This window comes from Salinisphaera sp. SWV1, assembly GCF_052044155.1.
Classification (GTDB): domain Bacteria; phylum Pseudomonadota; class Gammaproteobacteria; order Nevskiales; family Salinisphaeraceae; genus Salinisphaera.
In genome coordinates, this window is the sequence record NZ_JBQDYE010000025.1 from 56,122 (window position 1) to 67,069 (window position 10,948).

Annotated in this window: 11 protein-coding genes; 2 read left to right on the forward strand and 9 right to left on the reverse strand. The window is 64.7% G+C overall.

What is annotated here, in order from left to right; all coding sequences use genetic code 11:
• Positions 1-96: 96 nt before the first annotated feature.
• The 7 genes from ACS8YF_RS12910 to ACS8YF_RS12940 form a co-directional block, all read right to left on the reverse strand.
• The gene (locus ACS8YF_RS12910) at positions 97-828 is read right to left on the reverse strand and encodes an ABC transporter ATP-binding protein (protein ID WP_440850610.1); all 732 of its coding nucleotides are present in this window, start codon (positions 826-828) and stop codon (positions 97-99) included.
• A complete protein-coding gene (locus tag ACS8YF_RS12915; protein ID WP_440850611.1) occupies positions 825-1,574 on the reverse strand; it encodes an ABC transporter ATP-binding protein in 750 nt (249 codons plus the stop codon). The genes ACS8YF_RS12910 and ACS8YF_RS12915 overlap by 4 nt, the downstream gene beginning before the upstream one ends.
• Positions 1,571-2,581 carry a branched-chain amino acid ABC transporter permease gene (locus ACS8YF_RS12920; RefSeq protein WP_440850612.1) on the reverse strand — a complete coding sequence of 337 codons (1,011 nt, stop codon included), beginning with the start codon at positions 2,579-2,581 and terminating at the stop codon, positions 1,571-1,573. Before ACS8YF_RS12920 ends, ACS8YF_RS12915 begins: the two co-directional genes overlap by 4 nt.
• Entirely contained in the window at positions 2,578-3,444 is an 867-nt protein-coding gene (locus tag ACS8YF_RS12925) for a branched-chain amino acid ABC transporter permease (protein WP_109992271.1), read from the reverse strand. Before ACS8YF_RS12925 ends, ACS8YF_RS12920 begins: the two co-directional genes overlap by 4 nt.
• A gap of 84 nt (positions 3,445-3,528) precedes the next feature.
• Positions 3,529-4,791 carry an ABC transporter substrate-binding protein gene (locus tag ACS8YF_RS12930; RefSeq protein WP_440850613.1) on the reverse strand — a complete coding sequence of 421 codons (1,263 nt, stop codon included), beginning with the start codon at positions 4,789-4,791 and terminating at the stop codon, positions 3,529-3,531.
• 792 nt (positions 4,792-5,583) lie between these two features.
• On the reverse strand, positions 5,584-6,465 hold the full coding sequence (locus ACS8YF_RS12935; RefSeq protein WP_440850614.1) for an FKBP-type peptidyl-prolyl cis-trans isomerase: 882 nt from the start codon (positions 6,463-6,465) through the stop codon (positions 5,584-5,586).
• Positions 6,466-6,529: 64 nt separating this feature from the next.
• A complete protein-coding gene (locus ACS8YF_RS12940) occupies positions 6,530-7,741 on the reverse strand; it encodes an argininosuccinate synthase (protein ID WP_440850615.1) in 1,212 nt (403 codons plus the stop codon).
• Between the two features lie 101 nt (positions 7,742-7,842).
• Between ACS8YF_RS12940 and rnt the strand changes: the two genes are divergently transcribed.
• Both rnt and ACS8YF_RS12950 read left to right on the forward strand, forming a co-directional pair.
• Complete coding sequence (gene rnt / locus ACS8YF_RS12945; RefSeq protein ID WP_440850616.1) at positions 7,843-8,499, forward strand: ribonuclease T; 657 nt, start codon at positions 7,843-7,845, stop codon at positions 8,497-8,499.
• Positions 8,500-8,636: 137 nt separating this feature from the next.
• Positions 8,637-9,437, forward strand: coding sequence for a lysophospholipid acyltransferase family protein (locus tag ACS8YF_RS12950; RefSeq protein ID WP_440850617.1), 801 nt, complete (start codon positions 8,637-8,639; stop codon positions 9,435-9,437).
• Positions 9,438-9,477: 40 nt separating this feature from the next.
• On the opposite strand, the gene ACS8YF_RS12955 is transcribed toward ACS8YF_RS12950, so the two are convergent.
• Together ACS8YF_RS12955 and ACS8YF_RS12960 are read right to left on the reverse strand one after the other, a co-directional pair.
• A complete protein-coding gene (locus ACS8YF_RS12955) occupies positions 9,478-10,464 on the reverse strand; it encodes an alpha/beta fold hydrolase (protein WP_440850618.1) in 987 nt (328 codons plus the stop codon).
• A 110-nt stretch (positions 10,465-10,574) separates the two neighbouring features.
• The coding region (locus ACS8YF_RS12960; protein WP_440850619.1) for an alpha/beta fold hydrolase at positions 10,575-10,948 on the reverse strand (374 nt) is incomplete at its 5' end.

The following is a 10,948-nucleotide window of genomic DNA, read 5'->3' on the forward strand; positions in this document are numbered from 1 at the left end:
CCACGGGCGTGCTCCATGGCCAAAGCCTGTCCATGCCGTGCCGCCCCCGGCGCCGGTGCATGCCGGCGCCGGGGGCGATCACGCGGCCCGGATGAATCAGCCGATCGCAGCCGAGGCCGACGTATCGAGGCTGGCGCCCGCCAGCGCCTTGACGCGGTCCTCATCGGCCGCGAGTTCCGCGGCCGAGCCCTCGTGTACGATCGCACCATCGCCCAGCACATAGGCGCGATCGGCGTCGCGTAGCGCCAACCACGCGTTCTGCTCGACCAGCAACACGGCGATGCCCTCGTCACGCATGGCCACCACCGTCTTCATGACCTCCTCCACGATCACGGGGGCGAGGCCCTGCGAGGGCTCATCCAGAATCAGGAAACGCGGATTGAGCAGCAGCGCGCGGGCGATCGCAAGCATTTCCTGTTCGCCGCCGGACAACTGTCCGCCCTTGCTGGTACGGCGCTCGGCCAGGCGGGGAAACAGTTCGTACACCGTATCCAGTGTCCAGCGGCCGCTCGTGGCCGCCGGCACCCGGAGGTTGTCGTGCACCGTGAGATGGCCGAATATCTTGCGACCTTCCGGCACATAGCCGACACCGAGCCTGGCGATGCGATGCGGCGGCCAGCCGGTCACATTCTTGCCGAACAGCTGGATGCGCCCCTTGCGCGGCGGCGTCAGGCCCATGAGCGAGCGCAGGGTCGTGGTCTTGCCGGCGCCGTTGCGCCCCAGCAGCGTCACGATCTCGCCCGCCTCCACCCGCAGCGATACGCCGTGCAGGATATGGCTCTTGCCGTAGTAGGTATGCAACTGATCGGCGTGCAGAATATCGCTCATTGCGCCGCCCCCAGATAAGCCGCCTGCACGTCGGCATTGGCCGAGATTTCGGCCGGCGTGCCTTCGGCCAGCAGATGTCCGTTATCCAGCACGGTGATGCGATCGGCCACGTTGAAGATGATGTTCATATCGTGTTCGATGAACAGCATGGTGATGCCGCGTTCGCGATGAAGATGACGAATGAGATCGGTCATACGGTCGGTTTCCTCGTCGCCCATGCCGGCGGTCGGCTCGTCGAGCAGCAGCAGCCGCGGCTCACGCGCCAGCGCAATGGCGATTTCCACCACGCGCTGGTCGCCGTGCGCCAGCTCGCCGGCCATCCGGTAGGCGAGATCTTCCAGATGCAGTGTTTGCATCAATTCGTCGATATGGGCACGGACCTGTCGCCGCCGGGCCGGTGACAGCCACGGGCGCAGATTCAGGCCATGCGCGGTTTCCACGGCAATTTCCAGATTCTCGTACACGCTCAAATCGAGAAAGATCTCGGTGATCTGGAACGTGCGGGTCATGCCGCGATGCACCAGTTTTTCCGGCGGCACGCCCTTGATCGACTGCCCGTCGAACACCACCTCGCCTTCGCTGGGCGGAAAGAAACCGCTGATCAGGTTGAACAATGTGGTCTTGCCGGCGCCGTTGGGGCCGATCACGGCACGTAGCTCGCCCTGCGGCACCTCGATCGAGATATTCGACAGGGCGGTCAGCGAGCCGAAGCGGCGGGTGACGTTCTGTAACGACAGCAGACTCATTTGTTGAAACGCCCCTGGAAGAAACCGAGCAGTCCCCAAGGGAAGAACAGCACGGAAAGCACGAAGATCGCACCGATGAACGACATCCAGTTCACCGTGATGCTGCTCAGATAATCCTGCACCACCACGTAGATCACCGAGCCGACGAGCGGCCCCCAGAAGGTCCGCATGCCGCCGAGCACGCAGATGATCACGAAGTCGCCCGACAGGATCCAGTTCATGTCCTCGGGCGAGGTGAAGTTGTTCAGCAGTGCATACAGCGCGCCCGCCAGCGCCGCGACGAAGCCCGAGATGGCGAAGGCGATCCAGATGTACACGCCGATCGGCAGACCGAGAAAACGCAGGCGCCTGGGGTTTTCCCGAATCGCCACGAACGTATGCCCCAGTGGCGAACGCAGCACCATCCAGACCACCAGACAACCGATGGCGAAGAAGAACAGGGTGAAGTAATAGAAGTTCGTCGGGTCGTGGATATTGAGCACCCAGTTCCCGAAATGGATGTTGGTGCGGGAGAAACCGGTCAGGCCATCCTCGCCGCCGGTCAGACTGTTCCAGCGCACCGCGATGAAATAGAACATCTGGCCGATGGCGATCGTGATCATCGCGAAATAGATGCCCTTTCGGCGCACCGTAAGCGGGCCGAACAGCGTGGCCGCCAGCCCGCCGGCGAGCACCCCGACCAGAATCGCCAGCGGCGTGCTGGGCGAGACGAACTTGAGCATCAGCCCCGTGCCGTAGGCGCCGAGCCCGAAATAGGCCGCATGCCCGAAGGACAAGCCGCCGGTGAAACCGAGCAACAGGTTGAGGCCGAGGGTGACCAGCGCGAAGATCAGCACGCGCGTGCCGAGCACCGTGTAGCCGCCGACCAGCGGCAACCAGAACGGCACGGTGAGCAACAGCGCCCAGATAACCAGCGCGGATACGAGCCGCGGCAGGTCGATTGCTGCCGTGGCAGCACGCGCCCCGTTCGCCGTCGGCGATTTCCCTGGGATCGTCGTGGCATTCATTCGAGCAGGCCCTCCTGGCCAAGCAATCCGCGCGGGCGCACGACGAGCACCACACCCATGATCACGTAAATCACCACGTCACTGGCGGCCGGGTAATAGGTCGTCACGATGCCGGCCGCCACACCAATGATGATGCCGCCGAGCAGGCTGCCGAGCAGACTGCCCACACCGCCGACGATGATGGCCACGAAACTCGGCATGATCAGCGAGGCCCCCATGGTCGGGGTCAGGCCGAGACGCCCGGCCGCGAGCACGCCGGCGAGTCCCGCGAACAGGATGCCGACGCCGAAGTTGATCGCGCGCAGCTGATAGATATTGATGCCCAGTGCGGAAACGGTTTCCAGATCGGCATTGCCGGCCCGAATGCGCACCCCGATCCGGGTATAGCGCAGCAGCGCGAACAGCGAGCCGATCGCCAGCAGCGCCAGCACCACCAGGAACACGCGATAGCCGGTGACGAAGAAATAGGTCTGGCTCAACGGATGGCTCAGCGCAGCCGGCACGTTGAACGGCAGGCCGTTCGCGCCCCAGAAGGTACGGATCAAGTCCTCCATGATCATCGCCAGACCGAAGGTCAGCAGCAGGCTGAACAACGGGTCGCGCGAATACAGCGGCCGGATCAGCACACGTTCGACGACCAGGCCCAGCAACCCCACGATGAAGGGCGACACGATCAACGCGCCCCAGAAGCCGATGACGGGCGACAGGCTGTAGGCGATATAGCCACCCAGCGCCAGGAACCCGCCATGAGAAAAATTGATGATCCCGTTCAGTCCCAGGATCAGGGACAGGCCCAAGGCCATCAGCGCATAGAAAATGCCGATGATCAGACCGTTGAAGATATTGAACAGCAGAAGTTCCATTCACCCACCTCGCGTAGCGGAAAAGCGCCCCCTGGCATGAGCGCGGGCCGGCGCGCTCGCTCCGGCCCGCGCCATTCCATTCCACTACGACGGATAAGTCATCTTGCAGCCCTTCTCCGCGACCGAGCGGGCGATCTTGCTGGAATCCACCACGTCGGCGACGTTGAACAGATCCGGATACTTGCCGTTCGACTTGATCGTGCCCGGATATTCGCTACCGATGAGCTGATGGTCACCGGCACGATACACGGCCTTGTTCGGCTGCAGGGCCACCTCCGGCGGCAGCTCCAGCCCCTCGAGCGCCCGGGCGACCTTGCGCGCATCCAGCGACTTGGCTTTTTCGGCGGCCAATGCCAGGGCGTGCGCGCTGGCGAAGCCGAACCAGCTGCGTGCGCTGGGCGTGTTGCCGTTGTTGGCCTTGCGATACGAATCCACGAAATCCGCCACATGGGGCACATTGGGTTGGTTCCAGTACCACTCCATGTTCCACATCCCGTAGCGCGCGGCATCGGGCAGCGACTGCAGCACCTCGAGTTCCATCATCGGCCCGCCCACGCCCATGCTCTTGTTCAGACCGAACTGGGTCGCCTGCTTGAGGGTGTTGATCATGTCGTCGCCCGCACCCAGTACGATGAGTACGTCCGGGTTGGCCGACTTCGCCTTGATCAGATACGACGAGAAGTCCGTCGTGCCCAGCGGCGCGAGCGCGTTGCCGGCTTCACTGCCGCCCGCCTTCTTCAGCTGGGTCAGGTAATCGGCGTGCAGGGCATGGCCGAAGGAATAGTCCGGCGTGATGAAATACCAGCGCTTGCCGTATTTATCGAAGATGGACTGAAAGTCCCCGGCGGTGAGCAGCCAGGTCGTGGAACAGGTACGGAACGTGTTCCAGCTGCACTTGTCGCCGGTGACCGAGTCGGCGTGCCCGCCGATATCCATGTAGATGGTGTTCATGTCGCGTGCCGCCTGCGACACCGCCAGCGCCACAGAAGACGACACCGCGCCCATCAGGAAGTGGACCTTGTCGCGGTTGACCAGCTTGCGGGCCTTCTGCACCGACTGGCCGACATTGGCCGCACTGTCCTCGACCAGCAGCTGCAGCGGCCGGCCCATCACGCCGCCCTTGGCGTTGATCTGGTCGACGGCCAGTCGTGCGCCGGCGATCTGGTTGCCGCCCAGCGCGGCATAGGTGCCGGTCTGCGGGTCGATCTGGCCGATCTTGATCGGGTTATCGCTTTTGGCAAACGCATTCATCGCTGGATACAACAGCGTTGAAGCGCCGACCGCGGCCCCCGTCTTGAGTAGTGTTCTACGGTTGATCTTGTAATCGTCGAAGTCGAATACGCTCATTTGGTCTGGCTCTCCTCGCTGGTGACGGTGCAAAAAAAACCCCGACCGCCGTGGCGATCAGGGTTTGGGCACTTGGGAATACGGATTGAAACGATGGCACATGGGCCGGTCATCGCATGGCTGTTTTGAACATGGGGACGATGAAGCAGTACGCGACGAGCGCCCGCGTGCGGACGCGGCAACGCGACCGCGCGCCTGCCGAGCACGACACCGTGCGGCGCCCGTACATTCGCCATCTGCTCCACGCTCCCCCCTTTTCGCCGCGCCGCCATGCCAGAGCGGACCGCGGCCGAACCTCATATTTTTCCCTGGAACTGATGAGTTACCAAGCCCTTGAAAAACTGTCAAGAAACGTGATCACTATCGGCACGCTCGCCGCTTCACGGGCGCGCGTCCGGCGCTCTTGCAGCTCGCTTTTCGGCGCCCGGAAGCCGTCAACGCATGGGCGCACGCCCCACATCGCGTCAGCGCCCCGCGGGCTCGCCCATTAGTCGCATGGCAAGGCGACTGGCCCTGCCGCGGGCTCGATTGCGCACGATTTAGATGGTGCATAATACATGCATCTCGACAGATTCCGCGGCCCTCGAGTCGGCGTGCGCGGTGGCCGGCCGATCGGCTCGCGAGGTTGCCTGATGGGCCGCGCGCTTTGCATTGACGGTGCCGGGCGCGACGCGACGCCCCGGGCCGCAGCCCACCCATCGGAAACCGACCGGCGGCCTCGTCGTCCCCCGAAACGCAAACCGCCGGCTCAAGGGCCGGCGGTTTGCGCAGGGTGCGAGACAAGGTACGCGACTAGTTTCCGCTACCCGCGCTGCTGCCCGAGTCGGCATTCGAGCTGTCGCTCGAGCCGGAAGTGTCACCCGAATTGCCGTTGCCACTCGAGCCGTTACCCTTGTTCTTCTGCACGCTGATCAGTTTCACGTCGAAGATCAGGGTTTCATTCGGGCCGATCTTCGAGCCGGCGCCACGCTCGCCGTAGGCCAGATCCGGCGGGATGAACAGTTTGTATTCACCGCCGGCGTGCATCAGCTGCAGGGCCTCGGTCCAGCCCGGGATCACGGCATTGACCGGGAAGGTCACCGGCTTGCCACGCTTTTTCGAACTGTCGAAGACGGTGCCGTCGATCAGCTTGCCGGTATAGTCCACGGTCACGCTGTCGTTGGCATCCGGCTGCGGCCCGTTACCCTTCTTGATCACCTTGTACTGCAGACCGTCCTTGAGCGTCTTCACGCCGGGCTTGGTCTTGTTCTGGGCCAGAAACTTCTGGCCTGCCTTGAGATTGGCCACGGCCTTCTGTTTCTGCTGTTTCTTCTGAGCGGCTTCCATGTCGGATACCACGCCCTGCATCACGGTATGCAGTTGCTTCTGGCTCAGCTTGGTCTTGCCGCCACTGACGACATCCCGCACGCCCTGGGTCAGTTGGTCGAGATCCACATCCATCGGCAGATCCTTGAGCGAATTGCCGATGTCCATGCCCAGCGCATAGCTGCGTTTTTCCTTCTTGTTGGCGAACTGCCCGGACGCGCCAGCCTTGGCCTTGGCATTGTCGGCCTGGCTCGTGCTCGATCCGGACTGGCTGTTATCGCCGCCGGACTGAGTGTTGTCCGAGCTCGACTGGTTGCCGCACGCCGTCAGCGCGAAAGCGCAGGCAAACAGTGCAATCGTTCGTTTCATGGCCTCTTTCCTATCCATTGTGGCAAGGCAAGCCTACGTGAAAGGCTTGGTCAGCTAAAGCATGTCAGCGCTGGCGGTGACCCAGGCGCAACCGCAACGCATTCAGGCGGATAAAGCCGGCCGCGTCCTTCTGGTCATAGGCGCCGCGGTCGTCCTCGAAGGTGGCGATGGCCTGGTCGAACAGGCTGTCCGATGCCGACGCCCGGCCGACCACGCTCACCGCGCCCTTGTACAGTTTCACGCGCACCACGCCGTTGACGTGGGTTTGCGACTGGTCGATCGCCGCCTGCAGCATCTCGCGCTCGGGCGAGAACCAGTAGCCGTTGTAGATCAGCTTGGCATAGCGCGGCATCAGCTCATCCTTGAGATGCGCCGCCTCGCGGTCCAGCGTGATCGACTCGATCGCACGGTGTGCCTTGAGCATGACCGTGCCGCCCGGTGTTTCGTAGCAACCGCGCGACTTCATGCCGACATAACGGTTCTCGACGATGTCGATCCGCCCGATGCCGTGCGCCCCGGCCAACTCGTTCAATTTCGCCAGCACCCGATAAGGCGTGAGCGGCTCGCCGTCGATGGCGACGATGTCACCGCGCTCGAAGGTCAGGTCGATCTCCTGCGGGGCGTCCGGCGCGTCTTCGGGCGCCACGCTCCATTCCCACATCGAATCCTCGGCCGGCGTCCACGGGTCTTCCAGCACGCCGCCTTCATAGGAGATATGCAGCGCGTTGGCGTCGGTGGAATACGGCGAACCGCCGTCGACCTTCTTGCGGATATCGATGCCGTGGGCCTCGGCATAGGCCAGCAACTTCTCGCGCGAATTCAGGTTCCACTCGCGCCAGGGCGCAATGACCTGGATGCCCGGCATCAGCGCATAGGCGGACAGCTCGAAGCGGACCTGGTCGTTGCCCTTGCCGGTCGCGCCGTGCGCAATGGCGTCGGCGCCGGTCGCCTGCGCGATCTCGACCAGACGCTTGGAGATCAGCGGGCGGGCGATCGACGTGCCGAGCAGGTACTCGCCTTCGTAGATCGCGTTGGCGCGGAACATCGGATAGACGAAATCGCGTACGAACTCCTCGCGCAGGTCGTCGATGAAGACTTCCTTCACGCCGAGCTTTTCGGCCTTGGGCCGGACTTCGTCGAGTTCTTCGCCCTGGCCGATGTCGGCGGTGAAGGTCACCACCTCGCAATCGTATTCATCCTGAAGCCACTTCAGGATAACCGAGGTATCGAGGCCGCCGGAGTAAGCCAGCACGACCTTGCGCACGTCACTGCTCATTGCTGCAATCCGCTGCCGTAGGAGTGTTTGAAGGCCGTTGAGTATACAGAATCGCGTCGCCACCGGTCCCGTCGAAGCAATGCAGCTGCTACCATGCCGCCATGATCGACTCCCATGATGAAGCCGCGACCACGCCGCGGATGGCCACTCGTTTTCGCGGTTTCCTGCCGGTGGTAATCGACGTGGAGACCGGCGGCTTCAATGCCGCGACCGATGCCCTGCTCGAAATCGCTGCCGTCACGGTAGGGTTCGAGGAGGACGGCCAGCTCGCCGTGCGCGAATCGGCGTCCTATCACGTGACCCCGTTCGAGGGCGCCAACATCGAGCAGGCCTCGCTCGAGGTCAACGGCATCGACCCGCACCACCCGTTGCGTCCGGCCATTCCCGAGCGCGACGCGCTCGGCCGCATCTTTCGCATGGTACGCGAAACCATGAAGACCGACGGCTGCAAACGCGCCGTGCTGGTCGGCCACAATGCGCATTTCGATCTCGGTTTTCTCAACGCCGCGATCGCGCGCAGCGGTATCAAACGCAGCCCGTTCCACCCGTTTTCCTGCTTCGATACCGCCACCCTGGCCGGTGTCGCCTTCGGCCAGACAGTCCTGCGCCGCGCCGCCACGGCGGCCGGCATGAGCTGGGACAACGAAGCGGCACACTCCGCGCGCTACGACACGGAACAGACCGCGCGCCTGTTTTGCACGATCGTGAATCGATTCCAGCCGATCTACGAAGCCGTGCCGCCCGAGCCCCAGCTTTGACCCCGCCGACAACGTGGGCGTTGTCGGCCTGCGGCGGCGCTGGCTAAACTGCGTTCGCGATACCGCGGGCAACCGGCCGTCCATGGCCGTTTGCCGCGCGACGTCGTACGATTCCGAACCGGCCACGATACGCGCCTATGTCCACGACCTCCTCCTTCGCCACGGATCACCCCCTGCTCGGCCGCATCGGCCTGGGCTTCAAGGCCCTGCGCTTCGGCGCCACGCTGCTGCTCGGCCTGGTGCTGTTGCCGGCGGTGCCGCTGCTGGGCCGGCGCAGCAAGTATCTGATCAACTGGTGGCTGGGCCGGATGCTCGGCGCACTACACGTGCGTCTGGATGTGGATGGCGACGTGCCGGCCGGGCCGATGCTGGTGGTGGCCAATCATTGTTCGTGGCTCGACATCCTGGTGCTCGGCCGCATCTTCAACACGGCCTTCGTGTCCAAGGCCGAAGTGGGCCGGTGGCCGGTGGTCGGCGCGTTCGCCCGTGCCGGCGGCACACTGTTCCTCGACCGCGGTCAGGGCAAGACGGGGGAAACCAGCGCATCGATTCGCGCGATGCTGGCATCCGGTCGCTCGGTGCTGTTCTTCCCGGAAGGCACGACCACCCCCGACCCCAACCCGCGACGGTTTCATGCCCGGCTGTTCGCGGCCGCCATCGAAGGCGGCTACAACGTGCTGCCGGTGAGCCTGCGCTACTGCGACGACACCACGCCCCCGGGCATGCATCATGCGCTGGCGCCGTGGGTGAACGAGGCCCCGCTGTGGCCGCATTTCCAGGATCTGTTCCGGCTGCGCGCGATCCGGGCCGAAGTACGGGTCTGCGCCCCGCTTGATCCCCGCGGCTACGATCGTCGCAGTCTCGCCGAGGCGGCCCGGATGGCGGTGGCGCATCGCCAGGCCGTCGCCGCGGCCCGCGACCGCCGGCACGGAAAATAATACGGCCCCGAGCGGGCCTCGGCCTGACGCGCCCGGCCCGTCAGGCCGAGGCCGGCAGGCGCGGCTTGAGTGCGCCGTCGGCCGCGAGCCCGCGAGCGGCGTAGTAGTCTGCGCCGTCGGTTCCGTCGTAGCGGCGTTCGTTGAGAAAACGACGAATCACCCCGGCCGATTCGTTGGCTCGCATCAGCAGAAACAGATGCCCGCCGCCACGCACGACATGCAGATACGACTTGGGTATCAGCCAATACAGGATGCGGCTGTTGACCAGCGGCACGATCGGATCGTCGTCGCCGCCCATGATGAGCGTCGGACAGTGCAGACGATGCAGGCGATGCGCACTGGTCCAGCCCAGCGAGGCCATCAACTGGTTGATGTAGCCGCGTGTGCTCGGGCCGCTGGCATAACGACCGCGACGGCTGATCAGTTCCGGCCGCCGGCGCACCAGCCCGCCGTAGAGGCCCGCCACCGCGGACGGCAGCGTTTCCGCGCGCTCGTAGCGCCGCGCCGCCGCCAGACGCTTGAACGTACTCGATCGCGTGGCGAGACTCGGCCAACCAATGGCGCTGGACGCAAGCACGAGCCGATTGACCTCGGCCGGATGATCCAGCGCAAACTGCTGGGCGAGCGAGCCGCCCCAGGACAGACCGACGACATCCAGCGGCTCGTCGTAGCCTAGACGCAACAGAAAGGTCGAGATCAGATCGGCGTACCAGCCCAGCCGCCGCGGCACGGCCAGGGCCGGCGAACGCCCCGCCCCCGGCATCTCGGGCACGATGATCTCGGCGTCATCCAGCGCGTCGACCAGCGGCAACAGCATATCGAGATTCGCGCCCATGGCATTGAGGACCAGCATGGGCCGGCCACGGCCGCGCCGAATGCCATAGCGCAGGCGCACGCCGTCGACATCAAGCCAGTCAACCTGGATCCGGGTGCGGCGCCGCAATACGCTGAGTTCGGGCGGCAGCCGCCGGCCGGGCCGCCGGATGGCGTGCAGCGAATGAATTCTGTTTCCTGACGGATCGGACATCGGCCTCATGCGACCTGTAGCGCCGCCCATGTGCTCGACAGTAGAGCCTGCCGGGCGTTGTGACAAGGCGCCGCCGGCCCCGGGCTGTCGCAAGGCGAGGCACGCGTCGCTCAGATCGCTTCACCCCCCGGCTGCACCGGGTGCGGCGTATCCAGGAATTCCTCGATCCGCCGGGCGGCTTCGTCCGGGCGTTCCAGCACCAGCCAGTGCCCGGCGCCCCGCATGATCGAAAGCCGCGAATCCGGGATCAACAGGCCGAGCAGACGGACATTGGGCAGCGGCACGACCTGATCATCGTCGCCCGCGAGTATGAACGTCGGCATGCGCAACCGATGCAACCAGGGCAAGCTCGAAAAACCCGCCGTGGCATAGATCCGGGCCGCGAATGCCCGTCGCGTGGGCGGGCAGGCCCGGCGCACGGCCGCGGCCACGGCCGCGCATTCATCGGCACGCCGGCCGCCGAACAGTGCACGCACGTCGCGCC

Bases quoted from the DNA above. Each gene is read 5' to 3' on its own strand.
- ACS8YF_RS12955 (WP_440850618.1), bottom strand. From the start codon at position 10,464: ATGTCCGATCCGTCAGGAAACAGAATTCATTCGCTGCACGCCATCCGG.
- ACS8YF_RS12910 (WP_440850610.1), bottom strand. From the start codon at position 828: ATGAGCGATATTCTGCACGCCGATCAGTTGCATACCTACTACGGCAAG.
- ACS8YF_RS12915 (WP_440850611.1), bottom strand. From the start codon at position 1,574: ATGAGTCTGCTGTCGTTACAGAACGTCACCCGCCGCTTCGGCTCGCTG.
- ACS8YF_RS12925 (WP_109992271.1), bottom strand. From the start codon at position 3,444: ATGGAACTTCTGCTGTTCAATATCTTCAACGGTCTGATCATCGGCATT.
- ACS8YF_RS12940 (WP_440850615.1), bottom strand. From the start codon at position 7,741: ATGAGCAGTGACGTGCGCAAGGTCGTGCTGGCTTACTCCGGCGGCCTC.
- rnt (WP_440850616.1), top strand. From the start codon at position 7,843: ATGATCGACTCCCATGATGAAGCCGCGACCACGCCGCGGATGGCCACT.
- ACS8YF_RS12920 (WP_440850612.1), bottom strand. From the start codon at position 2,581: ATGAATGCCACGACGATCCCAGGGAAATCGCCGACGGCGAACGGGGCG.
- ACS8YF_RS12950 (WP_440850617.1), top strand. From the start codon at position 8,637: ATGTCCACGACCTCCTCCTTCGCCACGGATCACCCCCTGCTCGGCCGC.
- ACS8YF_RS12935 (WP_440850614.1), bottom strand. From the start codon at position 6,465: ATGAAACGAACGATTGCACTGTTTGCCTGCGCTTTCGCGCTGACGGCG.
- ACS8YF_RS12930 (WP_440850613.1), bottom strand. From the start codon at position 4,791: ATGAGCGTATTCGACTTCGACGATTACAAGATCAACCGTAGAACACTA.